Below are 24,500 nucleotides of genomic sequence, written 5' to 3'. Positions count from 1 at the left end.
GTCACAAAGACTGTTGGACTGGATAGATCAACGCACAGAACGATTAAACCGTCAAGAGGAATCAACCTCCAAGTCTCAACGTTCAACCGAATGATAGGCGAGGGCGCCGAGTTTTTTACAAATCCCAAAAATAATCTCAAGAGCGAATAAGCCGATCTACTCAAGGATCAAACCGACAGGAGAAGCGATCGCGAATAACTGCATAAGTCGTGAATGAGCAGATATAAGTATAGATGAGTTGAACAGACACATCAAGGAAAATATCCTATGGTTATGCACAAACAATACTCAAAAGTTTACCCCCGCCAAAATTCTTTTAAATGCAGTCTCGCTCAAAAATTTGCGATCGCCGCAGGTGTTGCTGTCAGCTTGGGATTGATTAATAAAATAGCGCCGCAAACTAACCGCTTTGAATTTCAACAACAAGTCGGAGAACATCAACTCTCAGGAGTCTTTGAAGGAAGCGATCAAAACGCAAATGGAATCATTGAATTATCCGAGTTAGAAGCATTTGAAGCCCGTTGGGGTAACTATTCCTGGACAAAAGAAGACCTAGAAGTTTTTACTTGGGGAGAAAAAGCAATCAGTCAAAACCAAGGGAAATTGTACGGAATTAATGGCTTAAACTTCTTCGCCCGAGGACGCCAAGACCTGAAATCTAACGCTTTACAAGTTTGGAACCGAGGATTAAATACCCCAGAAGGTGAAGCCAAAAATAAAGGAATTCACGGGATAGAATACGCTCCTAACAGCCCCGACAAGACCTTATTTTCTCAAGAACTTCCCGTAGAAATTAATCTCACTCAATCTCCGATTGATGTTTCGGTATTAATGATGTTGTTGTTAGTTGGGATCACAGGTTTTCTAGTTTTAAATCCCTGCTGGTTCCAATGGAACACAGTAGAAGGTTCACCCTGTTCTAACTCCGGAAAAATTTAAGGCAGGTTAGCATTTAACCCGCCTTAATCCTCAGAAATTTAACAAAATCAACAAAATTAAAGAACCCCTTTAGAACTTGGAATTGTACCCGCACGTCGTTCGTCAATTTCAACCGCCATGCGTAGCGATCGCGCCAAAGCTTTAAACGTCGCTTCAATAATATGATGGGAATTAATTCCGTCAAGCTGACGAATATGCAAAGTCATCAAACTATTATTCGCCAAAGCGACAAAAAATTCTCGCACCAGTTGAGTGTCATAGGTACCAACTCGTTGAGTGGGAATTTCCAAACCATAACTCAAATGAGGGCGCCCCGAAAAATCTAACGCCACCTGAATTAAAGCTTCATCGAGGGGGGCGACAAAATGACCAAAGCGGTTAATACCTTTGCGATCGCCCAAAGCTTTGGCGAGGGCTTGTCCGAGGGTAATACCAACATCCTCATTGGTGTGATGATCGTCAATTTCCACATCTCCAACGGCTTGTATATCCAAATCAATTAAGCCGTGAGAGGCGATCTGGTGCAACATATGATCGAGGAAAGGAATCCCCGTATTTGCTTGACAGATACCGGTCCCATCAAGGTTAACTGTTACCGTGACATCGGTTTCCTTGGTTGTCCGTTTAACCGTTACTTTGCGAGTCGTTGGGATCACATCGGAAGAAGGGGTTGTAGCGTTTTGCTTGTCTGTTAAGTGAGTTTGCATGATATTCTCAAAAGGCAATCTAGCAATAGGCAATTTACAGTCACCAGTCACCAGTCACCAGTCACCAGTTTTTAGAGTTCTCAGTTATCAGTAACTTCTGAACTCCTGTCTCGGTGACTCCTGACTCGGTGACTCCTGACTCCCAATAACTGTTCACTGATCACTGTAAAGTTACATTCCCATGATGCAGTAGCCGGAATCAACATATAAAATTTGACCGGTAATTCCGCTGGCCAGATCGCTACAGAGGAAAGCTGCGGTATTTCCGACTTCCTGTTGAGTTACCGTGCGACGCAGGGGTGCAACTTCTTCGACATGATGAATCATATCTAAAATTCCCCCGACTGCCGAAGACGCCAACGTGCGAATTGGGCCTGCGGAAATGCCGTTGACCCGAACGCCTAACGGTCCCATTTCTCCGGCTAAATAGCGCACATTCATTTCTAAAGCGGCTTTGGCAATTCCCATGACATTGTAGTTGGGGATCACCCGGACACCGCCGAGGTAAGTCAGGGTAACAATACTTCCGCCTTCGGTCATTAGGGGTTTAGCCCCGGACGCCAGTTGTACCAAAGAATAGGCGCTAATATCTAAAGCCCGAGTAAATCCTTCGCGGGAAACGTTGCTAAAATCTCCCGATAAATCGTCTTTGTCAGCAAAGGCCAAACAATGAATCAGAATGTCAAGTTTTCCCCACTGATCTTTGATGGTTTGAAAAACCGTTTCAACTTGGCTATCATCTTGAACGTTGCAGGGTAAGAACAGACTGGGGTTGAGGGGTTCTACGAGTTCTCCGACTTTCTTTTCAAATCGGCCTTTATCATCGGGAAGATAGGTGACTCCTAAGTTCGCTCCGGCTGCATGAAGTTGTTGGGCGATTCCCCAAGCAATCGACCGATTGTTAGCGATCCCGGTGACTAGCGCGTTTTTTCCGTCCAAATTTAACATAATCGTTTATTCTAGAAGCTATCGGTGTGTTGGTCTGGGCTGACATTCCGATTCTTTATCATAGGATGAATTGGTCGAGTCACACGAGAGGCTTGTCAAGCTGAACAACTCTCGTTAATCTAGAACCAAGAACAGAGTCAGATTCAATATCTCCTCTTGTTTCTCAATCCATCAAAGCCAGGGTTTATTTCAGCAGCAAGGATGAACAGGGGTTGATGGCTTCTGTGCGATCGCGCGCCAGCAGATGTTTACGATTTCAGGCGGTTATGGCGTGAATATGCTAGTGTATGAGGCGGTAGGGAACGCTTTCACCAACTGTATACTGAGTAATCATCCGAGAAAGCTCAATCTCAAATTGTATGTTTTGATTGGAGTTGCTCGTAATCTCGGGTTCTCTGTTAAGCTTATGCTATTACAGATAAACGATGATCCGAGTTGACTTAGAGATCAAACTCTCTCACACTAAAAAGTAAGTCGTAAAGTAAAGTAGGGCATTGGTTAGCGCAAGGGATCGGGACGTGACGTATGATAGACCGTTAGCAGCAATGTTCCGCCAGATCGGAGGCGGGGCATATCCTCCCGTTGTAGAAACCTTTGAACGGGGGAAAACCATCTTTTTCCCAGGAGATCCGGCAGAGCGCGTTTACGTTCTCATAAAAGGAGCGGTCAAACTGTCCAGAGTCTATGAAGCTGGAGAGGAGATAACCGTCGCCTTATTGCGAGAAAACAGCGTCTTTGGTGTCCTCTCCTTGATTACGGGTCATAAATCAGATCGGTTTTATCATGCCGTCGCTTTTACCCCCGTAGAACTACTCTCAGTTCCGATCGAACAAGTCGAAAAAGCTCTTAAAAGTAACCCGGAACTCTCAATGGTGATGTTGCGAGGGCTATCGTCTCGGATTTTACAAACGGAGATGATGATTGAAACTCTCGCTCACCGAGATATGGGATCGAGATTGGTCAGTTTTTTGTTAATTTTGTGTAGAGATTTTGGCGTACCGGGCCAAGAGGGGATTAGAATCGATCTGAAGTTATCTCATCAGGCGATCGCGGAGGCCATCGGTTCGACCCGAGTGACCGTGACTCGTTTACTGGGGGATCTCAGACAAAAGAACATGATCTCGATTCACAAGAAAAAGATCACCGTTCACAATCCTGTCACCCTCAGCCAACAATTTACCTAAATGACAAACTGAACCAACAGTGCATCAAAATAAGGAGTTAATGGGAATCAAACAACTTTCAAACCAAACAAAACACTGACAACTGATCACTGATCACTAAAATGACTGCCGGATTGATCCTCGTAATCGCAATATTAGTATTGGGGGGTGTGATCGCAACAGTCAGCGATCGCTTAGGCACAAAAGTGGGCAAAGCTCGGCTGAGTCTGTTTAAGCTTCGCCCTCGCACGACTGCTGTTGTTGTCACGATGGTCACAGGTACCGTACTGTCGGGTTTGACACTCGGCATTTTATTTGCAGCTAGTAAACCTCTGCGTCGGGGAGTTTTTAGAATTGATGAAATTCAAGAACGACTCAATCAATCTCGCAAAGATCTAACCCGCACAGAGGACGAAAAAGAAAGGGTAGAAGATGAGTTAGAGCAGGCTAAAAATGCTCTCAATGCAGCTTTGGCTCAACTCAATCAAATTAATTCTTCATTAGCACAAACAAACACTCAAGCAACGGAAACAGAAACCAAACTCAAACAAACTCAAAGTCAACTGGAAAAAACCCAAAGCCGACTCAATGAATTGCAAAGTCAATTGAGTCAAATTAACGATGCCAAAAACCAAACCGAATCCGAACTGAACCGCACAGAAAATCAACTTCAGGAAGTCTTCGATCAAAAACAATCCCTTCAGTCAGAAATCGAACAATTGCAAGCTGAACGGGAAAAACTAATCGAACAGCGAGAACAAGTGAAAGCGCAAATACAAGAGCGCGATCGCGAAATTGCCGAGCAAGATCAAGTGATTGCCGAACGGGATGAAGTGATTGCGACACGGGATGAAGTGATCGCCGAACGGGAACAAGTAATCGCCGAACGGGAAAAACTTCTCAAAGATCTCGAACAACAACAAGCCAAACTCGAAGAACAAAAAGCCTATCTTCAAGAGCAGTTTCAATTGGTTGAACGAGATTTTCAACTGTTGCGAGAAGGGAGTGTTGTGTTGAAACGGGGTGCGGTTTTGGCGAGCGGATTAATTCGGGTAAAAGACCCCAAACAATCTACAGATGTGGTTTACAGTCTTCTGCAAGAAGCCAACCGGAATGCGATGAATTCTGTACAAATGGGAAATTCTACTGTCGAGAAAGATCAGGTAATTCTGATTACCAAAGCCGAAATCGAAGAATTGATTACAGAGATTGATGATGGTCGAGATTATGTGGTACAGATTATCTCCGCAGCCAATTATTTAGCCGGCGAAAGTCGCGTGGCTGTGTTTACAAAAGCCGAACCCAACCGCTTACTTTTTACCTCAGGAGAAGTGATCGCCGGAACTTCAATCAAACCCTCAACCCTCAGTAACGACCAGCTTGAACAACAACTCGAACAGTTGTTAGATGCGTCTAGATTTCGCGCCCGTTTTGTGGGAATATTAGACGTAGATGGATTAATTCAAATTGGGGATGCTCGTGTCGAAACCTTGGTAGAATTTTTTGAAAAGTTACAAGAACACGATCAACAACTTGAATTACAAGCCGTCGCCTCCGAAGATACTTACACAATAGGGCCGTTAAAAATAGATTTACTCGCCCGTAAAAATGGGGAAATTGTTCTCAGTACCCGCCCCCAAGATCAAGAAATTCTAAATCCAGAAGAAACGGAAACTCAACAATGGCAAACCGAGGAGATAAAACCAGAAGATATTGAGACAGAAGATTCACCTTTTATTATCGATCGCACCCATTCTCTAACCGATGATTAACAGTTCGTTTCTCAAGGTGGAAAAAGCAAAACAGGACGCAAATTATGGACATGATTCTCGGTTTCGATCCGGGTAAAGATAAATGCGGAATTGCAGTTATGGAGAAGAATAACCAACTGCAATATCATCAAGTTATCCCCTCGATAGAAGCCATAGAAACGTTAAAATCGTTGTCTCAAAAATATCCCATTAATTTATGCGTGATGGGAAATCAAACCACCTCAAAAAGTTGGAAACAAAAACTTCTAGAAGCGTTACCGACAACCATAGAAATTATTCAAATAGACGAACGTTATAGCAGCTTAGAAGCACGCGACCGCTATTGGGAAATGTATCCGCCCCAAGGCTTAACCCGTTTAATTCCTAAAGGAATGCGAACCCCTCCTCGCCCCATTGATGATATTGTAGCGATTATTTTGATAGAACGTTATTTATCACAAAAATCCCAAAAAACCGATTAAAATTCCATCGGCGTCCAATCTCCAACAGGAACAAACGCCGCCCAAAAATAGGGATGTTGATATTCTTGAGAATTTAACATCTCTAACTGGGTTTGACGCCACGCATCCGAACGCCCTTGATTTTGCAACAAGCGTTGATAATATTTTATCATTAAATCCTTCGTTCCTTCATCATTTACCTTCCACAAACTCATTAATTGACTTTCCGCACCCGCCAGCGTAAACGCCCGACGTAAACCATAAACGCCTTCACCATTTTCTATTTCTCCCAACCCCGTTTCACAAGCCGATAACACCACTAATTTAGTCCCTCTAAGCTTTAAATTTGCCACTTCCAACGCCGTTAACACCCCATCATCCAAACCACTTTCACGAGGATTAAAACCCGCCAACGCCAAACCGGAACGCAGCAAAGGATTTTCTTGAATAGGGGTATTTTGTTGAGTGTTTTCCGAGATAAAACCAAAAGAATTATCGGGTTCAACTCGGGGAAGATTGGGGAGAAAAAAGCCGTGAGTTGCGATATGTAAAATATTCGGTGCTTGCAACTGTTTAACCGCATTTTCTGTGGCTTGAGATTGGGTAAATAACGTCACCTCAGACAACAAAGGTGCAATTACCCTTGCTTCTTCTGCGGTTCCCGGTAACGCCCCAAAACTCATTTCAACTCCTCTCGAAAGCTGATTAATTCCGCGAGTTTGGGATAGCCCCCCTCTGTCCCCCCAAGTTTGGGGGGAATTTTCCAAGTCCCCCATTATTGGGGGATTTAGGGGGCTTTCAGAGTTTTTTGAAACAGCAACCGTTGTCGGTTCACCGGGTTTATCATAGTCCGGGTTGGCGACAATCACAGGCGCTTGTTTGTGAGAATATTCAAGTTGTAAACGAATTAAATCCCGTCCGGTTGTGAGATAAGTAATTTGATAAGTTTCTAACAAATAGCGATTATTTTCATCAACCAACGCCGCAAACGGAATCAAATTTAACTGGGCATCGGGTGAAATAATAATATGATTAACGTTCCCCAACTTTTCCCGAATGGGTTGCATTAACAGTTCATCTAGTTTTCGTCCGGTTTGTTTAACTTTATCCGAATTTCCGATAAAAGCATCTTTTTTATCTTTCAGGGCTAAATTGAAGCGAAAGAAAGCCGCTTTGTGAATGGGTTCAGCTTCCCCCAAATCAACCCATTGCGGTTCGCCGGAAGATTTAAGGATATAAGCCGCATAATGAGGGTTTCCCCATTGTCTTGCTTTAGCATCATAAGGCTTATAAAATACAAATTCAACTAACGCCGCATCTTCGGGAATCAACTGTTGTACCGCTTCCACAGTAACGGGTTCTGAAATCGTTCTAAATTCGGCGCTGCGGCGAGAAAGTTCGGCTTCGAGTTGTTCGGATTTTTCTCTTAAATTTGCAACTTGTTGACGGTATTGTTCTTCGGGGATATTTTCAGGCTGATTGTAAATGAGAGTCGCCAGTTGAGTTCTAACTGCGGCTAATTCATCGAGAAATTGTTGATTTTCAGGGGTAATATTTTCTCGCAACAGTTGTAAATCATTGGTCATTACATCCAAAATCCGACCTTTGCGACGGAGAATAGTTGTTAACGCCAAACGAGTCGCTTCTGAGTTGTTCGGTGCATCTTTAATATGTAGAGAAACAGCAAAATTCGTTGTGTTATAAACTGTTTTCATCGAGTCTTGTTTCTGACGTTCCGAACCTGTCGCCAAGAGAACATTCAGGTTTTGTTCTTCTACGTTTAGTCCTCGACTGAGAAAGTTAATCGCCCCAGTTGTATCGCCTTGAGAGAAGTAGAGTAATGCTAAGTTGTTGAGGCTGGTGGCGACATGGGGATGTTCAGTTCCCAATAACTTCTGATCCATCTCCAAAGCTTGTTTGTACAGGGGTTCGGCTTCGCTGTAGCGTCCTTGAGAACTGTAGAGTTCTGCTAAGTTGTTGAGGCTGGTGGCGACATGGGGATGTTCAGTTCCCAATAACTTCTGTAACATCTCCAAAGCTTGTTTGTACAGGGGTTCGGCTTCGCTGTAGCGTCCTTGAGAACTGTAGAGTTCTGCTAAGTTATTGAGGCTGGTGGCGACATGGGGATGTTCTGTTCCCCATAACTTCTGATACATCTCCAAAGCTTGTTTGTACAGGGGTTCGGCTTCGCTGTAGCGTCCTTGAGAACTGTAGAGTCCTGCTAAGTTGTTGAGGCTGGTGGCGACATGGGGATGTTCAGTTCCCAATAACTTCTGATCCATCTCCAAAGCTTGTTTGTACAGGGGTTCGGCTTCGCTGTAGCGTCCTTGAGAACTGTAGAGTCCTGCTAAGTTGTTGAGGCTGGTGGCGACATGGGGATGTTCAGTTCCCAATAACTTCTGTAACATCTCCAAAGCTTGTTTGTACAGGGGTTCGGCTTCGCTGTAGCGTCCTTGAGAACGGTAGAGTCCTGCTAAGTTGTTGAGGCTGGTGGCGACATGGGGATGTTCAGTTCCCAATAACTTCTGTAACATCTCCAAAGCTTGTTTGTACAGGGGTTCGGCTTCGCTGTAGCGTCCTTGAGAGGAGTAGAGGAATGCCAACCAAGCCATACTACTAGCAACATCAAGATGATTTTCTCCTAAAATAGTCTCTCGTATTTCTAGAACCCTTTCTGCTAGGGGTATGGCTTCGTTATATTTGCCTTGTTCATACAGTTGAATAACTTGTTGGTGGAGTTGTTTGGCTTCTTCGAGTTCATCCGACTGTTGAATCGGCTGTGAAGGTAAATAAATCCAAGGTGGAATAGAAGAGTTTGTCTGTCCGCTAACGGGTTGAGGTGTTCCCGTTAACAGTCCAGAACATCCAACGAAAACGGTTAGCCAGAGGAAAGATTTGAGGGAAGTTCGCTTCATCGGGTAGATGCTGATATCAAGTTCATTATCTCTTATGTCTGAGGGGTGTTGAGTTATGCAGTTTTGACCCCCCTCAGTCCCCCCTGAAAGGAGGGAGGAAAGTTAACCCCCCTCAGTTTCCCCTGAAAGGAGGGAGGAAAATTGAACTCCCCTCGCCTCGTAGGAGAGGGGTTGGGGGAGAGGTTTTTCTCAGTTTGACCCCCCTCAGTCCCCCCTGAAAGGAGGGAAGAAAACTGATGTTTTAAGTTCTTCTATAAGTTCTATTATTGTTGAACTTTCTCAGATTTTTGGCTGCGGGGTTTAAGTGGCTTGGATATTATTTTCCTTCCACTTTCAGCTTGCTTCTTTCGCAAATCATCACAAATTGCCTGTAAATCATAATTGAAAGATTGAGCATATTCTTCTCTAATTTTATGAATCTCCTCAAGAACACTATCCTTCCACATCAGTCTCTCCCATTAACTCATAAGGTGTACAAAGTATTGGTAGCTCATATCCAGCATCAACGCTAATTTGCGAGAGTTTTTTCTGAATCTGAGCATTAGCAATATGCTTACAATTCCACGTTAATAGATAATCTAAACCATAAACTGTAGCGATCGCAATATGCAGCGCATCATTAGCGGCTTTAGGTGGAAGGTTGCTTCTAGCCAGAAACTCAACGGCTAAATCCTGAACAGCTTGATTCACTTCAAGTAATGAAAAATCGCGCAAAATTTCAAGTCGTTTGCTTGCGGTTTCTGCGTCGCCTCGTGCCACCTCATCCAAAACGATTTGAGAAATATAAAGGGTGAATTCAGGTCGCCGAGTCTCCCACCATTCCCGTGTTATTTCGGAGTTCGCCATCAGAATTAAATTGTTACTAAGCCTAACCGTTAGATAACCAACAATGCTAGTGTCGATGTAGACAGTTTCGGTCATAAATGGCGAATTACTTGTTTTTATACCTCAATTGTCATTATAAGCATTATTGTGGTGATCAGCTACCAATACTGTGTACACCTTACGAGTTGCTAGGAGAGTAATCCATAACGATGTCACCCCTCCTACAAAATACTTACAAATATTGTCGTACATTCTCGAATTTTATCCCTAAAATTTTGCTCGAATCGTAAACGAATAATCGCCCCCCGGTTCGAGTTTATAATCGGATTTTTCCAGAAAACGACCTAAGGGTTCGTGAATTAACGCACGACCTTGAGAGGGTTGAATAATTAGGGTTTTATTGCGTCTAAATCGCCATTGAAATCGCCACTCAAATCCTCCCGCAGTTACTTCTCCTTCTAATATGCCTTGTTGCCAGGAATGGTTTGTTACCCGAAGGTAGGCTGTCGTTTCTGGTAAACCTTTAGAACTCACTGATATTTATTGGTCAATACTGCGACTATTGTAGAGGCTCATGGATTTTTCTACGCCCTGCTTAAGACTTAATTCCACCGCCTCTACTACCAGTTTAAGCACTTTTTCCATCGTCTGAGTTTCCGACGGGGAAAATTTTCCCAAAACGTGAGAGATGGTTTCTCCGGTTTGGCTGGCTGCGGGGTCTTTGGGTTTACCAATCCCTATTCGCAAGCGGGGAAAGTTCTGGGTTCCCAGATGGGAAATAGTTGATTTCATCCCGTTATGACCCCCCGCAGAACCCGACAGTCGCAACCGCAACCGTCCTACTGGTAAATCCATATCATCATAAACGACTAATACCGATTCTGGCGGGAGTTTGTACCAATTCACAACCGCTTGAATGGACTGTCCGGAACGGTTCATGTAGGTGAGGGGTTTGAGGAGTCTGATTTTATCGCTTCCTCTCCAAGTTCCTTCTCCAAATTGTCCTTGAAATTTGCGGTTTTCTGAGAGGGGAATTAGCCAGGTTTTCGCTAAAATATCAATCGCTTCAAAACCAATATTATGTCGGGTTCGATCATATTTTGGTTCGGGATTTCCCAAACCAACAATCAGTTGAGGAATGATTAAGGGTTGAGATGAAGTTGCCTCCGTCATGGTTTATTATCAGTATTTGTTATCAGTAAAAACTTCTGTGGCAATTTTTATCGGTTTTGATGACGACACATTAAAACAGGGAGAAACTTTGATTTTTCTCCCCTATTTTTCAACGATATTTGTTCTCAACATTGTTCTCAATATTGATGGAGATTAAGCATCAATTACTTCGTCAGTTGTAGCCGCAGCCATCGATTTTTCGGGTTGAGGTTTGGTGGTTTTTGTTGCTTCTTCTAACTGTTTGGCTTCCCGTTTAAATTCATTTTCAAATTCTTTTGAAGCCTCTTGAAATCCGCGAATTGCCTTTCCCATACTCCGACCAATTTCGGGTAACTTTTTCGGGCCGAAAATTAATAAAGCCAAAACAAGTATCACCGCCATTTCTGGCAAACCAATCCCAAAAATATTCATAATTTGCTCTCCTAATGATTTTCTATAGGATGATTTTTACCGCTATTTTGATTAAGTTAGGCATAGGTTAGGGAATCTCAGCATTAACACTGTTAACCCTGAAATCCGGGCTAATTGGGCATGATTACAGCCATTGAGCCGCCCGACCCTCCGTTCCTACGCCCAACACTGGCTTAACGAGTCAGGCTCGCCCAGTCTACATCAACGTTCTCAAGTAATAGTGAGGAGTTGTAAATCTGTAAAATGATTAGCAGAAATACAAAGAACAGGCCGATGAAAACAGCCATCAGAGGTGTTGTACCCCAACCGGGGGCTACTTTACCGTATTCGGAGTTTAAGGGACGTAAGACGTCACCCAACCAAGTGCGTTGTGCCATAAGTTACCTGCTGATCGATATCAAAAACAAATTTTAATGTTTCGTAATATTATATAAGGATGAGTGTCAGATGAGAATAATCCTATGGAACCTGCAATAGCTCTTAACATTTCGATCGCGGCGGTGGTGGTTGTGATCACCGCATACGCTATCTATACCGCTTTCGGACCTCCTTCTAAGGAATTAAGCGATCCCTTTGAAGATCACGAAGATTAGAACAAGGTGAACCGTCTAGGAGTGTGAGATGGAGTTGGGGTCAGGGGCAGGTATAACGCTTGCAACCGCGATCAACTCCAATTTATCACTATCGCTTTGAGATCGCGATCGCCGTTCAATGCGATCGACCAAGCAACACAAACCAACCCCAAGATAGATTTCATTCGGGGATAGGGGTTGAAGTTGGGATCAAAAAACCAAGATTTGCTAGAATCGATGCGGGAAACAGTAATCTCGACGAGCATCTATTAATCATGGGGAATAGTTTTGGGCATTTATTTCGGATCACCACCTTTGGTGAATCTCACGGAGGTGGAGTTGGTGTGGTGATTGATGGATGTCCGCCAAAATTAAAGATCGATGCCTCAGAAATTCAAGTGGAATTGGATCGGCGTCGCCCCGGACAGAGTAAGATTACCACACCGCGAAAGGAAACCGACACCTGCGAGATCCTCAGCGGCACCTTTGAGGGGCAAACCCTGGGAACGCCGATCACGATCTTAGTGCGAAATAAAGACACTCGCCCTCAAGATTATAGTGAAATGGCAACCACCTATCGCCCCTCTCACGCTGATGCCACCTACGATGCCAAATATGGACTTCGCAACTGGCAAGGGGGAGGACGATCTTCGGCCCGAGAAACCATTGGACGAGTCGCAGCCGGCGCGATCGCCAAAAAGATTTTAAAGCAAGTCATGGGCGTGGAAATTGTCGGTTACGTCAAACGGATTAAAGATTTAGAAGGAATTGTCGATCCCGATACGGTTAACCTAGAACAAGTCGAGAGCAACATGGTTCGCTGTCCCGATAGCGAATGCGCCCAAAAAATGATCGAACTGATTGAACAAATCCGCGATCGGGGAGATTCTATCGGAGGTGTAGTCGAATGTGTGGCTCGAAATGTTCCGAAAGGATTGGGTTCACCAGTATTTGATAAACTAGAAGCAGATCTAGCCAAAGGGGTAATGTCTTTACCTGCAAGTAAAGGATTTGAAATTGGTTCTGGTTTTGCAGGAACCCTTTTGACCGGAAGCGAACATAACGACGAATATTATACAGACGAACAGGGAACGATCCGCACCGCGAGCAATCGTTCCGGTGGCATTCAAGGGGGCATCTCAAACGGAGAAAATATCATCTTACGGGTTGCTTTTAAGCCAACGGCGACCATTCGCAAAGAACAGCGAACCGTTACCCGTGAGGGAGAAGAAACAATCTTGGCAGCCAAGGGAAGACACGATCCCTGCGTCCTGCCCCGAGCCGTCCCGATGGTAGAGGCAATGGTTGCGCTTGTAATGTGCGATCATTTGTTGCGTCATCAGGGCCAATGTGGAACATTAAAGCCTGAAGATTAACGATATGGAAACCGCGACCACGCTTGCTATGGAAACTTCTCTCGATAGCCCAAACCCCTCGCCCTCCTCTTTTAACCCCGATGATTTTGTCGTTCAGTTTTGGGGAGTCCGAGGGAGTATTCCCACGCCGGGAAAAAGCACGATTCGCTATGGGGGAAATACCTCCTGTTTGGAAATGCGGGTGGCGGGTAAACGGCTAATCTTTGATGGCGGTACGGGCTTGCGAATGTTAGGCGATGCGATGATGGCAGAAATGCCCGTAGAAGCCTATATGTTTTTTACCCACTACCACTGGGATCATATCCAAGGGTTCCCTTTGTTTACCCCGGCTTTTGTTCGGGGTAACTGCTTTCATATCTATGGTGCGATTCCTCCAGAGGGGGAGTCGATGAAACAGCATTTTATCGAACGAATTTTACACCCCAATTCTCCGGTCCCTCTCAAAGGACTACAGGCGGATTTGAGATTTTATGAACTGAAAGCCGGCGATTCAATGATGCTCGATGACATTAAAATTGAAACCGGACAACTGAATCATCCGAATACCGCTATGGGATATCGCATCACCTGGAACGGTAGAAGCGTGGTGTATTGTTCCGATACCGAACATTTACCCGATGGCTTGGATGAAAACGTCTTGAACCTCTCTCAAAATGCAGATGTTCTCATCTACGATGCTATGTACACTGATGAAGAATATCACAGCCCTAAATCTCCGAAAATCGGTTGGGGGCATTCAACCTGGCAAGAAGGGGTCAAAATGGCACAGGCGGCTGGGGTGAAGCGAGTCGTGATTTTTCACCACGATCCCACCCACAGCGATGACTTTCTCGATCAGATTGAACAAGAGGTACAGGCGGTTTTTCCGAAGGCGATTATGGCACGAGAAGGCCTAATTCTGCCCATTGGAGTTTAACCGATCACCTAAAATCTGGTGTTGAATCCACCGATCAAGCTTTGGGTTGTATCCAAACTTGAATCCCTTCAACACGCAGTCCCTTACCTCGAGTTCCGCAATATTGCCCATTGCTACAAACGGGAACGTCACCTATATTCTGCACGTGGGCCGTGTAGAGAATCTTATAGTTCGAGGCTTGCGGTCCGGTGAGTTCGATGGCAAATCCTTCAATTTGTTGACCGTTACCCGGTTGACCGACCCGTTGTCCTTCGGGAGTCGCCGGACTATCTCCGAGGTTCGAGATGTGCGCCATGTAGCGCAAACTTAAACCGGGAACCGGAGGCGCGATCGCAATTTGAAAGGCTTCTAAAGGCAGACCTTGACCTCGTGTTCCGGCGTACTCTTGAGCCGCAAATTCGCGATCGCCGAGTCTGTGAATGGAAACTCTGACCTTCAAGCCCACAGAGGCGAGTCCACTCGCGGTTGACGGGCTAGATTTTCCCGCAAGCGGCGCATTCCCAAACACAATATGAGTACCGTCGATGGTGGGAGGAGTTTTGGGAACTTCAACGCTCGGAACAATAATCACATCTTGAGGCGCCCGAGATGTCGGTTCGCCCAAAATCACAAGATCGGGATTGGCCGCAGGAGCCGAAGCGGAGGTCAACTCAGGGGAATTGGTTGATCGAACAATTTTTCCGCGAGAAATGGCCACAGCCAGAGGTTTTCCAAAACGGGCAGAAACTTTTTCTTCGAGAATGACCCAGTGTTGATCGTCTATATCCTCTGGAGTTTCAATTAAAGTCAGTAAAGCAGACAGAGGATGCTCTCCCGAGATTAGGGCTTTGACTTCTGGGGACAACTCGGGAGTGTTATTGCTGATTTGAGTTTGCAGTTGAGTGGCACTTTGTTTAACCCGTTCTAGGGGTTCAAAAGCCGACTGATCCTTATGAACGAGACTCAAAACTCGCTCAAGCAAGCTTAAAGCAAAAGAGCGCTGATTTTGAGAGTCACCCGGTTGTATTTTCTGCTGTAGTCGCTTCTCTAAGTCCGACAGGGACATCTCGGCGTCCGAGATCGATTCGTCTTCTGCGCGCGCCTGTTGTTGGAGGTGGTTAAAGTCTCGATTGTATTTGACCAATTCCTCCAATAAGGTTTCGGGTAAGGGAATACCCGCTTGGCTTAGGTGTTGGGCCGCTTGAGATAGACGTGAACCCAAGCTGGCGTAGCGTTTGGATAGAGACGAGAGTTGTTGGAGTAAAGTTTGATCTGTAGATTCCATAGGTATTTACTGTCAATGGCTTTCCCGTTTGAGTTTGTGATCGCAATCACAAAATTTTACCGAACAAATCAGCAGCGAAAACTGCATAAATTCCCAAAGTCGATCCTAATGACATCATAGACACCGATGTTTTCATCTTCTAGGGTTCTAGAGTGAAAGATTCGGAGACTGAAACGAAAAAAGTGATTGTGCATGAGGAGAATCCTATGACTTGCATTCATGAAGTTGTTAACCACGCTTTAGCTACAGGCTACTTGAGTATCGAAGCCGAAGACCGACTGCGACAGTTGTTGCAAACCACTCACTATGGGGTTGACGAAATGAATGCTTTTGTCAATTTGCAGCTTGCGGCGATGGCCGGACAGATTCGGCAAGAATCCCGGGAATTACTGCAAAAGCAGCGTGAGTCCGGCTGTGCGTTATCTTGTTCTGCCAGATGACTGCCGACTGCCGACTATCTGCTGACTTTTGAGATGAGAATTGACTTGGAAATTCCACCCTGCTTGGAACACTCAACTTTTAATCATCGGTTGACGAACGGCTCGGGTTCGGAAATTCCTATCCTCCAGAAGCGCGTGAATCTATTGGATGTCCAGACTAATCTTATAGATAGATATAGATAATTTATTCCATTCAATCAAACTGATCCATTATTGATCGGTTCCAAAAACTTCCTCTTCAAGACCAATCCACCACTCGCCTAAATTCATCAAGTCTTTTTGAATGTCCGCCAACTCTTGCAGATACGCTTCACTATCAAGCTGCGAACGGCGTTCTGTCAGTTTTTGCAATCGCAGTTGAATCAGTAACCAAGGCTTAGAAATTCCGCCAGTTGCTTCGATATATTTGGCTAAATTTTCGCTATTCATAGAAACTAAAAACGGCTATGGAAAAGACAGCCACGCCAAAGCTGTGACTGTCTTTTCAGTTTAACTTAATTTCGATTTCAGCAAACTGCTAAAACTTATAATCGCTGATTGGAATTATTGAGCGCTGGCTAAGTTTTCCGCCACAAAATCCCAGTTAACCAACTTCTCTAAGAAGTTATCAATGTAACCCGGACGAGCATTCTGGAAGTCGAGATAGTAAGCGTGTTCCCACACATCCAAAGTCAGCAAAGGAGCGGCTCCCTCAACGATGGGATTTTCTGCATTGGCTGTCTTTTTAACTTTGAGTGTGCCATTTTCTAGGACTAACCACGCCCAACCGCTACCAAACTGGGTAGCTGCTGCATTTTTAAACTCTTCTGCAAACTTGTCATAGCTGCCGAAATCAGCATTGATTTTTTCGGCTAAAGCACCCGAGGGCTTTCCGCCTCCATTGGGTGACAGACACTTCCAGAAGAAGGTGTGGTTCCAAACTTGAGCCGCATTATTGAAAATACCCGCTTTGCTTGGATCTTTGGCTGTCGCTTTGACGATTTCTTCGAGGGACTTGTTGGCTAACTCTGTTCCCTCAATCATGCCATTGAGCTTGTTAACATAAGCGGCGTGGTGTTTGCCATGATGGTATGAGAAGGTTTTCTCGGACATCCCGGACGATTCTAAGGCATCTGCGGGATAAGGTAATTCTGGAAGTTCAAAAGCCATCGTGTTCAATCCTCTCGTGAACGACTGTAGATCTGAGTTGACTTTGATACGCTATGAGCCTACCATTACTCGCACCCTCCCGAATGGAATAGCGACGAGTTCCTCATTTGCTCTACATAAATCTTTACATTAATTCGATCTTATAACAAATGGTATCTAACTCCCAACTTTTCTGTTGAGTTTGACCCACCCGGACTCAATGGACTGGGGATCGCCAAATTTCAATCAACTCAGTCTACTAAAACCTTGGTTATAATACCGAGTGTCACTCGCTTGAACCTCTACCGACAGACAGAAATCACTCCAATCGATCCCAAAAGCGTTGGTGAGGCCAAGCCTCAACCGGTGTCCGGGATCACGTTTTGGACTTGATCTGTCTCATGCCCAATCAACATAACTTTTTGTAAAAATTAATAAAGAGTTTTTAAAATTTGCTGAGTTTCTTAAAGTTTTAACGGTCAAAAGAATAATCATAGTCAACAACAAGGGCAAACTAAACATGAATGTAGAGCAATGGAGGGAAGAACAAGAACTCATATTAAACCAGATAGACAATGCGATCGCCCAATTCGATCAAAATCATCGTCTGAGCTTATTCAACCTGAAACTCACCCAGATGTGGGGCTTATCGACGGAATTCTTAGAGGGGAAGCCGGATTTTGAGAGTGTTGTTAGAAAAATTGTCAATCAAGGCTATTGGGGTGAGGAACAGTGCCAATACCTAAAAGCCTGTTTGCTCAAATCTCAATCTCAAGGAACGGCATTTTGCATCGAACAAAACAACGGAGTCTGTTTAGAAGTTTACAGCACCGCCATGCCGAGCGGGGAATGTTTATTCACCTTTCGAGATGTCACCTATTACCGCAACTCCCAAGCCAGTTTTAACACCGAAGTTCGGCGCTTAAAATTCCTTCTGGGTCTAAACGAACGCTTACAAGACTCCGACAACCTGCGAGAAATTGCTCAGTTTGCGCTCAATTATCTGGTCCGAGTGATGAATGCCGCCTTCGGAGATGTCAAAGTGATCACCGGAGAAGGCAAACAACGACAGGCTGGCTCAATTAGCAACAATGTATCCAGTCAATTCGTTGCCAGCTACGGAGAACCGGCCGTTGCGGAAATGCAGCAATTACTCGAGCAAGGCATTCCCTACGGTCAAGGCTTGCTCTGGGAAGTGGTCGAAACCGGTCAAGCGGTCTACGTCGAAGACTACGCCCGCCATCCCCAAGCCGTAGCCGGATTTCGACATCCGGGGATTGGTCAGTTGGGGATTTTTCCGATTCCGGCGACCAACGGAGGAATCATCGGGGTATTAACCCTCGAATCTCGCAACCTCGAACAACTGCAAGCCTATCCTCAACGGGATATGCTCTATGCGGCCTGTCGCACCCTGGGAGCCGCCATTGAACGCGCTCAAGCCCAAGACCGCCTACGGCAAATCAACGAAGACCTAGAACGGGCTTCTCAGATGAAATCGGAGTTTCTCGCCTCCATGTCCCACGAACTGCGGACGCCTCTCAACAGCATTTTAGGATTTTCTGACCTGCTGAAACGTCAAATTTCCGGCTCACTCAATTCCCGTCAAATCAATCATGTCAAATTAATCGAAAAAAGCGGCCAACACCTGTTACAACTGATCAACGATATTTTAGATTTATCCAAAATTGAAGCGGGGAAAACAGAACTCGATATCCAAGCGGTTGAACTTCACCGCCTCTGTAGCGAGTGTATAAAAATGATCCAACCTCGGGCAGATAAAAAACGGCTGGCTTTATCGTTAGAATTAGATTACCGACTAAACCATGTGCCGCTCGATGAACGTCGGGTGCGACAAATCATCATCAATTTACTCTCTAATGCGGTCAAGTTTACACCAGAGGCAGGCAGTATTAAGCTGAGTGGACGCTTGGCTTACGGATCTCAGATGGAGGGGGATTATCGTCCCGATTGTTCCCCCGTTAATGCCAGCACGCCTTTTTTATGTCTGGAAGTGCAGGATTCTGGAATTGGTATTCCTGAGGATCGCTGGCATCTGCTATTTCGTCCCTTTCAACAGGTTGACGCTTCTCTGACCCGACGCCATGAGGGAACGGGTTTGGGTTTGGCTTTGACCAAACGTTTGGCTGAACTTCATGGGGGTACGGTTTCTATGCAGTCGGAGGTTAATCAGGGGAGTGTGTTTCGCGTTTGGCTTCCTTTAACCGAGATGCGACAGGTTTTAACCCATAATCCTAACGAGCTTCGTGTTACTTTGAAAACATCATCGGATCTGGCTTCTGCGAGTTTAACTTCCCATGCTCGGAAGGCTCCTAGAATTCTGGTGGTTGAAGACCAACCTTTTAATCAATTGTTGGTTTCGGAGATCTTGGAGTTGGAAGGGTATCAGGTTGAACTGATTTGTGAAGGTCAGACGATGATGGAGATGATTAACTCGCCTTTTGTACGGGCGAGTATGTTGCCTGATGTGATCTTGATGGATATTCAACTTCCCGAGGTTGATGGGTTTGAACTGATGCGTGAAATTAAAAAACATTCCCTTTGGCAGTCGGTCCCGGTGGTGGCGGTTACGGCGATGGCTATGCCTGGCGATCGCGCGCGCTGTCTGGAAGCGGGTGCTGTGGCTTATCTGAGTAAACCTTTGGATGTGGATCAGGTCTTAGCAACGGTTAAATCTCTACTCTCAAACTAAATATTCAGGTGACAAGCTTTTTTACAGTTTTATAAAACTTTCAGGGGCATCCAACACAGTATCTTTTTTGATGGTCATCAGAACATCAAGAATGAGATAGACGATTCAATCCGGTCAAGACTAAAGTTAAAAAGAAAGGATGTTTAGGGAAAAACTTATTTTTACCTGATTCTTCCTAATTGTCTTGCTATCTGTGAATTATTTACTAACCCCATGTCAGAGCGCTCACCTCACATTCTCATTGTTGATGATGAACCGGCCAATCTTATTTTACTAGAAGAACTCTTGGGATCGCAAGGTTATCAAATCTGTTTGGCCGCTTCGGGAATAGAAGCACTAGAACTGGCAAAACATACCGAGCCAGATTTGGTTTTATTGGATGTAATGATGCCGGAAATGGATGGGTTTGAAGTTTGCGATCGCCTGCGAAATGATGATCAACTGAAAATTATTCCGGTGATTTTTTTAACGGCATTAAATGACGATCAGTCCCGCATCAAAGGGCTGGAATTAATGGGGGATGATTATATTACCAAACCTTTTAATAGTCGTTTGTTGTTGGCTAAAGTTTCGAGTACCTTGCAACTTCATAAAATGCGAACTCAAAGGTTTGAAGCCGATAGTCAAGCGCTCTCTGAGGATAATAACGGTTCAGTTGCCATACAAATAGAGGAAGATGCTTCGGACAAGTTACGGTTATTTGTTCCCGAACAATTTTTAGAACGAATTGCACCTCAAGGGGTTGATTCGATTAAACTGGGCAATTTCACCGAAGAAGAATTAACGGTTTTATTTTGTGATATTCGAGGATTTACAACTATTGCTGAGTCTCAAACCGCCAGCGAAACTTATAAATGGTTAAATGTATTTTTTAATCAAATGAGCGCTTGTATTGAGTCAAATTTTGGCTTTATTGATAAGTATCTTGGTGATGCAATTATGGCGGTTTTTGACCGGGAAAATTGTCACGGAAAAGATGCTTTAAATTCGGCTGTTTTCATGCAAAAAAGTCTTAAAACATTTAACCAACAACGCCATAATTTTAAGATTAAAGAACCGATTAAAATTGGGATTGGAATTAATACCGGAACCGGGATGATCGGAACGTTGGGTTCAGAAAGTCGCATGGACTCAACTGTTATTGGTGATGTTGTTAATACCGCTTCCCGTTTGGAGGGATTAACGAAAACCTATGGCTGCAAAATTATTGCGAGTCAAGCCACTATTTTTCATGCACATCAGCTTTTAAATTCTAATTTGTTAGCCGATGAAAAACTGCTCGATCAACTCCCAAAAACCCGCAATTCTTTCTATTATCGACGGCTGGATCAAGTTAATCCTCGCGGAAAGCAACAAGCGATTAAAATTTATGAGTTATTTGGCAATGAAAACTATCTCATCGATACTTATAAAATTGAAACGTTGAGTTTATTTGAAAAGGGAGTAGAAGCTTGGCAAAGTGGAGAATTTAGTCAAGCTTTACTCTATTTTAAGCGGGTAATTGAACGAGATCCCACCGATATTGTAGCAGAACGCTATGTTGAACGCTGTCAAGACCAACTTAAAATACACGGTTAACTGTGTTGATTTCAGTGGGAATTCTATCCATTGAAAACAAAGGGTTAAGTTCCCCAAGAATCCATTATATCCTGTAAAGACTCTCCGGCTTTTTCCCAATTTTTGGCTAAGTCGGTACTGCGATCTTTTTTGAGAAATTCCGCTTCTTTTTGGCAATGAGAAGCCAATCCTTGAATCACGGTTTTAATGCCATGTTCTTCAATCAGTAGATTGAGAGCATGAGTTAATTTTTCGTTTTTGGGTTCTACCATAATCGGACAAATTCTTGACTGTAAATGTTTAAATAACACTATTTTAAATTTTACCAGAAAATCCACCTCAACCCCGTTTTTAAACAGAATTTCAAGATTTCAACTCGGGTGTCACCTGTAGGGGCGGGTTCCGTCAGGATGTATGTGTTCCTAAAAATGACTGATATAAACCCGCCCCGGTGTCAGGTGTAGGGGCGGGTTCTCAATAAATTGATCATGTCCCACCCTCAACCGATATAAACCCGCCCCCTCTTACAGTCTACTTTCTGGGAAGGGCGGGTTTATCTAAATTTTGGAGTAGTCATTAAAGATATTGTAGAACCCGCCCCTACAAACCCAGGTAATGAGTGACTGTTAAAACCCGCCCCTATAATAACGGGTGAGGAGGTGACTGAAAAAAGTGGGTTTATGTAACTTATTTTTGGGTAAGATAGATTTAGGCAGATACGCCCCCGACGGGACGTCTGCATGATTGTTTTTTTTAATCAATCAAGTGATTTTTCATGGCAAACCGAACCAATTCTGCACGGTTATTGCTGTCTGTTTTTCTTAACAAACTGCTGACATATTTTTCAATTGTTCTCGGGCTTAAATGCAAATATTCGCCAATTTGTACGTTGGAGAATCCTTCGGTTAATAAGTCTAATACCTGCTGTTCTCGCTCGGTCAAATTAATTTGAACAGAAGAAACAGCTTTCGACTCGGATGAATTTGAGGAGACTCCATTAGCCACCATCGCGGACTCGCTGACTCGGGATCGCAACTCCGACTCGATCAACTGCGATCGCTCCAATAAAGCCCGAATTACCACTCCCAATTCATCCAATTCAAAGGGTTTAGGTAAATAATTATCGCAGCCCAATTGATAGCCCCGAATGCGTTCGGAAATGCCGGTGTGAGCGCTTAAAAAAATGACAGGAAGTAAACGAAAAGCCGGACGGGAACGAATACGTTTGACCAGATCATAACCGTCCATCTCAGGCATGGCAATATCGGTGACGATCAGGTGAGGCTTGTGTTTGTCTACCAACTCAAGCGCCTCCTGACCGTTCTCCGCAGAAATCACAGTATAACCTGAAATTTCGAGATAATCACTAATTGAGAGACGAGTCCCGAAGTCGTCATCTACAACCAATATTGTTAGGGGCATAGGACGGGGACTGAAAATGCCAACAGGAAAGATGAGTCAGCGTTGCTCGTTTGAAATTCGGCTTTTTTTGAGAGCAGAAAAAAAAGCAACTCTTATCACTTAAATTGATTCAGCTTATCAATTATACCTTGTCTTAAGCTCAATTCCAATTTTCAACGGGAGTGAGGGGGTTAATTTCCCCCGCTCCTCACTCAGTATTCAGATTTTCCGAGACCGAACTTAAGCCTTGTAGCTGACGGTTAAACTCGCAGGTTCACCCAGATTTCCTTCTATAACTATACCGCGATCGTTGGCGGCTAGATGTCGGAGAATCTTGTAGGCTTTTTCGATTTCATCATTGGCTCCGGCTTTGTCAACCAAAGCCTCCAAAGACAACCCACCACTTTCTGCTTTTAACACGTTCAGCAATTGTTGCTGCAAGTTTAACACGGCGGCGGCGGCTTTTTTGCCGGCTTCGACTCCAGGTTGATGGTAGGCATTAATATTCACCAGGAACCCGTAGAAACTGACGGCCCGTTCGTACAGCGCAATTAACGCCCCCACACTGCGAGGAGTCACCTCTGGGATTGTAATTGTAATCGAATCTCGCTGATTTTCATAGAGGGCTTGGCGAGTCCCTTGCAAAAAGCCCGAGAGATAGTCTCCGGCGGTGACATTGGGTTCAACCTCCGGGGACGGGCCGAGGCGATCTTGCAACACTTCAATAAAGGTGACAAAAAAGTTCGGCACCCCATCCCGCAACTGTTGGACGTAGGCGTGTTGATCGGTTGAACCCTTGTTTCCGTAAACCGCGATCCCCTGGTTAACGATATTGCCATCGAGGTCTTTTTCTTTCCCCAATGACTCCATCACCAACTGTTGGAGGTAGCGGCTCAACACCTGTAAACTGTCTTTGTAGGGCAGTACAACCATGTCTTTTTCGCCCTTACCGTTGCCCACGTAGTACCAACTCAGGGCTAATAACGCCGAGGGGTTGGTTTTCATGTCGGGTTTGCGGGTCGCCGCATCCATGACTTTCGCCCCTTCCAGCATGGCGCGAATATCAATTCCTTGCAGCGCCGCCGGTAACAAACCTACCGCCGAAAGTTCGGAAGTGCGTCCCCCCACCCAGTCCGCCATCGGGAACGTCTCGATCCAGCCTTCGGACTTGGCCTGTTGGTCGAGTTTGCTGCCGACTCCGGTCGTGGCGATCGCGTGTTTGCTAAAATCTAACCCTTGGGTTTCGTAGGCGTGTTTGGCTTCTCTCATCCCGTTATAGGGTTCGGGAGTTCCCCCGGACTTGGAGATCACCAGGGTTAGGGTGCTACCGAGTCTATCTTTCAACTCGTTCAATACGCGATCGATGCCATCGGGATCGGTATTGTCGATAAAATGAATTTTCAGAGGCGGGGAGTTTCCGGCCAAGGCTTGGGAGACAAATTGCGGCCCGAGGGCGGAGCCACCGATCCCGATGGAGAGTAAGTCGGTAAATTTGGGCGCTCCTGGCGGTTTAATTTCTCCGCTGTGAACCTTTTTGACAAAGGCTTCAATTTGTTCGAGGGTACCAATGATTTCTTGCTTAATTTCGGGAGTCGGGGCAATTTCCGGATCTCTGAGCCAGTAGTGACCAACCATGCGGTTTTCATCCGGGTTGGCGATCGCTCCTCCTTCTAAAGCTTCCACGTCTTTGAACGCTTTGTCAAACTTGGGTTTCATCGACTCATAGAAGGCCTCATCGAAGCGCACGCGACTGACATCGAGGTATAACCCCAAGCCTTCGTGATAGTATAACCAATCTTGGTAGCGTTGCCAAAGTGCGATCGCATCCATAGTATCGTCTTCC

Annotated in this window: 26 protein-coding genes; 11 read left to right on the top strand and 15 right to left on the bottom strand. The window is 44.9% G+C overall.

Translation table 11 applies throughout. The features are described 5' to 3' along the window. Positions 1-267 precede the first annotated feature (267 nt). Positions 268-939 carry a hypothetical protein gene (locus tag ACL6C3_RS06235; RefSeq protein ID WP_413166250.1) on the top strand — a complete coding sequence of 224 codons (672 nt, stop codon included), beginning with the start codon at positions 268-270 and terminating at the stop codon, positions 937-939. A gap of 56 nt (positions 940-995) precedes the next feature. Here ACL6C3_RS06235 and hisB read toward each other — a convergent pair whose 3' ends face one another. Then, positions 996-1,646: an imidazoleglycerol-phosphate dehydratase HisB gene (gene hisB, locus ACL6C3_RS06230; protein ID WP_413166248.1), complete on the bottom strand. Its 651-nt coding sequence runs from the start codon at positions 1,644-1,646 to the stop codon at positions 996-998. 171 nt (positions 1,647-1,817) lie between these two features. Then, entirely contained in the window at positions 1,818-2,594 is a 777-nt protein-coding gene (gene fabI, locus ACL6C3_RS06225; RefSeq protein WP_413166246.1) for an enoyl-ACP reductase FabI, read from the bottom strand. 545 nt (positions 2,595-3,139) lie between these two features. Here fabI and ntcA point away from each other — a divergent pair. From ntcA to ACL6C3_RS06210, 3 genes are all read left to right on the top strand, one after another. Next, positions 3,140-3,778: a global nitrogen regulator NtcA gene (gene ntcA / locus ACL6C3_RS06220; RefSeq protein WP_009782650.1), complete on the top strand. Its 639-nt coding sequence runs from the start codon at positions 3,140-3,142 to the stop codon at positions 3,776-3,778. A gap of 101 nt (positions 3,779-3,879) precedes the next feature. Then, positions 3,880-5,529 (top strand): DUF3084 domain-containing protein, encoded by a 1,650-nt coding sequence (locus ACL6C3_RS06215; RefSeq protein WP_413166244.1) that lies wholly within the window; start codon positions 3,880-3,882, stop codon positions 5,527-5,529. A gap of 50 nt (positions 5,530-5,579) precedes the next feature. Next, entirely contained in the window at positions 5,580-5,990 is a 411-nt protein-coding gene (locus tag ACL6C3_RS06210) for a pre-16S rRNA-processing nuclease YqgF (protein ID WP_413168271.1), read from the top strand. Here ACL6C3_RS06210 and ACL6C3_RS06205 read toward each other — a convergent pair. The 5 genes from ACL6C3_RS06205 to pth all read right to left on the bottom strand — a co-directional run bounded on the left by ACL6C3_RS06205 (position 5,987) and on the right by pth (position 10,882). Next, positions 5,987-8,884: a tetratricopeptide repeat protein gene (locus tag ACL6C3_RS06205; protein ID WP_413166242.1), complete on the bottom strand. Its 2,898-nt coding sequence runs from the start codon at positions 8,882-8,884 to the stop codon at positions 5,987-5,989. The two genes, ACL6C3_RS06210 and ACL6C3_RS06205, sit on opposite strands and share 4 nt — an antisense overlap. A gap of 263 nt (positions 8,885-9,147) precedes the next feature. Then, complete coding sequence (locus ACL6C3_RS06200) at positions 9,148-9,330, bottom strand: hypothetical protein (protein WP_413166240.1); 183 nt, start codon at positions 9,328-9,330, stop codon at positions 9,148-9,150. Next, on the bottom strand, positions 9,317-9,805 hold the full coding sequence (locus ACL6C3_RS06195) for a type II toxin-antitoxin system VapC family toxin (protein ID WP_413166238.1): 489 nt from the start codon (positions 9,803-9,805) through the stop codon (positions 9,317-9,319). The genes ACL6C3_RS06200 and ACL6C3_RS06195 overlap by 14 nt, the downstream gene beginning before the upstream one ends. Positions 9,806-9,976: 171 nt before the next feature. Further along, the gene (locus tag ACL6C3_RS06190) at positions 9,977-10,243 is read right to left on the bottom strand and encodes a DUF3146 family protein (RefSeq protein ID WP_413166237.1); all 267 of its coding nucleotides are present in this window, start codon (positions 10,241-10,243) and stop codon (positions 9,977-9,979) included. A 6-nt stretch (positions 10,244-10,249) separates the two neighbouring features. Further along, positions 10,250-10,882 carry an aminoacyl-tRNA hydrolase gene (pth, locus tag ACL6C3_RS06185; RefSeq protein WP_413166236.1) on the bottom strand — a complete coding sequence of 211 codons (633 nt, stop codon included), beginning with the start codon at positions 10,880-10,882 and terminating at the stop codon, positions 10,250-10,252. Here pth and ACL6C3_RS06180 point away from each other — a divergent pair. Continuing rightward, positions 10,881-11,039 (top strand): hypothetical protein, encoded by a 159-nt coding sequence (locus tag ACL6C3_RS06180; RefSeq protein WP_413166234.1) that lies wholly within the window; start codon positions 10,881-10,883, stop codon positions 11,037-11,039. The two genes, pth and ACL6C3_RS06180, sit on opposite strands and share 2 nt — an antisense overlap. On the opposite strand, the gene ACL6C3_RS06175 is transcribed toward ACL6C3_RS06180, so the two are convergent. Further along, complete coding sequence (locus ACL6C3_RS06175) at positions 11,036-11,293, bottom strand: TatA/E family twin arginine-targeting protein translocase (RefSeq protein WP_413166233.1); 258 nt, start codon at positions 11,291-11,293, stop codon at positions 11,036-11,038. The genes ACL6C3_RS06180 and ACL6C3_RS06175 overlap by 4 nt on opposite strands. A gap of 173 nt (positions 11,294-11,466) precedes the next feature. After that, positions 11,467-11,670: a photosystem II reaction center phosphoprotein PsbH gene (gene psbH, locus ACL6C3_RS06170; protein WP_413166232.1), complete on the bottom strand. Its 204-nt coding sequence runs from the start codon at positions 11,668-11,670 to the stop codon at positions 11,467-11,469. Positions 11,671-11,754: 84 nt separating this feature from the next. Between psbH and psbN the strand changes: the two genes are divergently transcribed. From psbN to ACL6C3_RS06155, 3 genes are all read left to right on the top strand, one after another. Further along, entirely contained in the window at positions 11,755-11,886 is a 132-nt protein-coding gene (gene psbN / locus ACL6C3_RS06165; RefSeq protein ID WP_413166231.1) for a photosystem II reaction center protein PsbN, read from the top strand. Between the two features lie 254 nt (positions 11,887-12,140). Further along, complete coding sequence (gene aroC, locus ACL6C3_RS06160) at positions 12,141-13,241, top strand: chorismate synthase (RefSeq protein WP_413168269.1); 1,101 nt, start codon at positions 12,141-12,143, stop codon at positions 13,239-13,241. 4 nt (positions 13,242-13,245) lie between these two features. Next, positions 13,246-14,157 (top strand): MBL fold metallo-hydrolase, encoded by a 912-nt coding sequence (locus tag ACL6C3_RS06155; protein WP_413166230.1) that lies wholly within the window; start codon positions 13,246-13,248, stop codon positions 14,155-14,157. Between the two features lie 34 nt (positions 14,158-14,191). Here the strand turns inward: ACL6C3_RS06155 and ACL6C3_RS06150 are convergent, their stop codons facing one another. After that, positions 14,192-15,421: a hydrogenase gene (locus tag ACL6C3_RS06150; protein ID WP_413166229.1), complete on the bottom strand. Its 1,230-nt coding sequence runs from the start codon at positions 15,419-15,421 to the stop codon at positions 14,192-14,194. Between the two features lie 206 nt (positions 15,422-15,627). Here ACL6C3_RS06150 and ACL6C3_RS06145 point away from each other — a divergent pair, with 206 nt between their 5' ends. Next, positions 15,628-15,861 carry a hypothetical protein gene (locus ACL6C3_RS06145; RefSeq protein ID WP_413166228.1) on the top strand — a complete coding sequence of 78 codons (234 nt, stop codon included), beginning with the start codon at positions 15,628-15,630 and terminating at the stop codon, positions 15,859-15,861. Between the two features lie 210 nt (positions 15,862-16,071). On the opposite strand, the gene ACL6C3_RS06140 is transcribed toward ACL6C3_RS06145, so the two are convergent. Further along, positions 16,072-16,290, bottom strand: a complete 219-nt coding sequence (locus ACL6C3_RS06140; protein ID WP_413166227.1) for a hypothetical protein — start codon at positions 16,288-16,290, stop codon at positions 16,072-16,074. 114 nt (positions 16,291-16,404) lie between these two features. Beyond that, positions 16,405-17,010 (bottom strand): superoxide dismutase, encoded by a 606-nt coding sequence (locus ACL6C3_RS06135; RefSeq protein WP_413166226.1) that lies wholly within the window; start codon positions 17,008-17,010, stop codon positions 16,405-16,407. Between the two features lie 499 nt (positions 17,011-17,509). Here ACL6C3_RS06135 and ACL6C3_RS06130 point away from each other — a divergent pair, with 499 nt between their 5' ends. Both ACL6C3_RS06130 and ACL6C3_RS06125 read left to right on the top strand, forming a co-directional pair. Continuing rightward, positions 17,510-19,699 carry an ATP-binding protein gene (locus ACL6C3_RS06130; protein ID WP_413166225.1) on the top strand — a complete coding sequence of 730 codons (2,190 nt, stop codon included), beginning with the start codon at positions 17,510-17,512 and terminating at the stop codon, positions 19,697-19,699. 213 nt (positions 19,700-19,912) lie between these two features. Then, on the top strand, positions 19,913-21,277 hold the full coding sequence (locus ACL6C3_RS06125) for a response regulator (RefSeq protein ID WP_413166224.1): 1,365 nt from the start codon (positions 19,913-19,915) through the stop codon (positions 21,275-21,277). Between the two features lie 44 nt (positions 21,278-21,321). Here the strand turns inward: ACL6C3_RS06125 and ACL6C3_RS06120 are convergent, their stop codons facing one another. The 3 genes from ACL6C3_RS06120 to ACL6C3_RS06110 form a co-directional block, all read right to left on the bottom strand. After that, the gene (locus ACL6C3_RS06120) at positions 21,322-21,528 is read right to left on the bottom strand and encodes a hypothetical protein (protein WP_413166223.1); all 207 of its coding nucleotides are present in this window, start codon (positions 21,526-21,528) and stop codon (positions 21,322-21,324) included. Between the two features lie 481 nt (positions 21,529-22,009). Continuing rightward, the gene (locus tag ACL6C3_RS06115; protein ID WP_413166222.1) at positions 22,010-22,678 is read right to left on the bottom strand and encodes a response regulator transcription factor; all 669 of its coding nucleotides are present in this window, start codon (positions 22,676-22,678) and stop codon (positions 22,010-22,012) included. Between the two features lie 219 nt (positions 22,679-22,897). Next, a complete protein-coding gene (locus ACL6C3_RS06110) occupies positions 22,898-24,487 on the bottom strand; it encodes a glucose-6-phosphate isomerase (RefSeq protein WP_413166221.1) in 1,590 nt (529 codons plus the stop codon). Positions 24,488-24,500 lie beyond the last annotated feature (13 nt).

This window comes from Capilliphycus salinus ALCB114379, from assembly GCF_047276495.1.
In the GTDB taxonomy this organism is placed as follows: Bacteria; Cyanobacteriota; Cyanobacteriia; order Cyanobacteriales; family Microcoleaceae; genus Capilliphycus; species Capilliphycus salinus.
This window is presented reverse-complemented; position numbering and strand designations above follow the sequence as displayed.

Bases quoted from the DNA above. Each gene is read 5' to 3' on its own strand.
- ACL6C3_RS06235 (WP_413166250.1), top strand. From the start codon at position 268: ATGGTTATGCACAAACAATACTCAAAAGTTTACCCCCGCCAAAATTCT.
- hisB (WP_413166248.1), bottom strand. From the start codon at position 1,646: ATGCAAACTCACTTAACAGACAAGCAAAACGCTACAACCCCTTCTTCC.
- fabI (WP_413166246.1), bottom strand. From the start codon at position 2,594: ATGTTAAATTTGGACGGAAAAAACGCGCTAGTCACCGGGATCGCTAAC.
- ntcA (WP_009782650.1), top strand. From the start codon at position 3,140: ATGTTCCGCCAGATCGGAGGCGGGGCATATCCTCCCGTTGTAGAAACC.
- ACL6C3_RS06215 (WP_413166244.1), top strand. From the start codon at position 3,880: ATGACTGCCGGATTGATCCTCGTAATCGCAATATTAGTATTGGGGGGT.
- ACL6C3_RS06210 (WP_413168271.1), top strand. From the start codon at position 5,580: ATGATTCTCGGTTTCGATCCGGGTAAAGATAAATGCGGAATTGCAGTT.
- ACL6C3_RS06205 (WP_413166242.1), bottom strand. From the start codon at position 8,884: ATGAAGCGAACTTCCCTCAAATCTTTCCTCTGGCTAACCGTTTTCGTT.
- ACL6C3_RS06200 (WP_413166240.1), bottom strand. From the start codon at position 9,330: ATGTGGAAGGATAGTGTTCTTGAGGAGATTCATAAAATTAGAGAAGAA.
- ACL6C3_RS06195 (WP_413166238.1), bottom strand. From the start codon at position 9,805: ATGACCGAAACTGTCTACATCGACACTAGCATTGTTGGTTATCTAACG.
- ACL6C3_RS06180 (WP_413166234.1), top strand. From the start codon at position 10,881: ATGGTTTATTATCAGTATTTGTTATCAGTAAAAACTTCTGTGGCAATT.
- pth (WP_413166236.1), bottom strand. From the start codon at position 10,882: ATGACGGAGGCAACTTCATCTCAACCCTTAATCATTCCTCAACTGATT.
- ACL6C3_RS06175 (WP_413166233.1), bottom strand. From the start codon at position 11,293: ATGAATATTTTTGGGATTGGTTTGCCAGAAATGGCGGTGATACTTGTT.
- psbH (WP_413166232.1), bottom strand. From the start codon at position 11,670: ATGGCACAACGCACTTGGTTGGGTGACGTCTTACGTCCCTTAAACTCC.
- psbN (WP_413166231.1), top strand. From the start codon at position 11,755: ATGGAACCTGCAATAGCTCTTAACATTTCGATCGCGGCGGTGGTGGTT.
- aroC (WP_413168269.1), top strand. From the start codon at position 12,141: ATGGGGAATAGTTTTGGGCATTTATTTCGGATCACCACCTTTGGTGAA.
- ACL6C3_RS06155 (WP_413166230.1), top strand. From the start codon at position 13,246: ATGGAAACCGCGACCACGCTTGCTATGGAAACTTCTCTCGATAGCCCA.
- ACL6C3_RS06150 (WP_413166229.1), bottom strand. From the start codon at position 15,421: ATGGAATCTACAGATCAAACTTTACTCCAACAACTCTCGTCTCTATCC.
- ACL6C3_RS06145 (WP_413166228.1), top strand. From the start codon at position 15,628: ATGACTTGCATTCATGAAGTTGTTAACCACGCTTTAGCTACAGGCTAC.
- ACL6C3_RS06140 (WP_413166227.1), bottom strand. From the start codon at position 16,290: ATGAATAGCGAAAATTTAGCCAAATATATCGAAGCAACTGGCGGAATT.
- ACL6C3_RS06135 (WP_413166226.1), bottom strand. From the start codon at position 17,010: ATGGCTTTTGAACTTCCAGAATTACCTTATCCCGCAGATGCCTTAGAA.
- ACL6C3_RS06130 (WP_413166225.1), top strand. From the start codon at position 17,510: ATGAATGTAGAGCAATGGAGGGAAGAACAAGAACTCATATTAAACCAG.
- ACL6C3_RS06125 (WP_413166224.1), top strand. From the start codon at position 19,913: ATGTCAGAGCGCTCACCTCACATTCTCATTGTTGATGATGAACCGGCC.
- ACL6C3_RS06120 (WP_413166223.1), bottom strand. From the start codon at position 21,528: ATGGTAGAACCCAAAAACGAAAAATTAACTCATGCTCTCAATCTACTG.
- ACL6C3_RS06115 (WP_413166222.1), bottom strand. From the start codon at position 22,678: ATGCCCCTAACAATATTGGTTGTAGATGACGACTTCGGGACTCGTCTC.
- ACL6C3_RS06110 (WP_413166221.1), bottom strand. From the start codon at position 24,487: ATGGATGCGATCGCACTTTGGCAACGCTACCAAGATTGGTTATACTAT.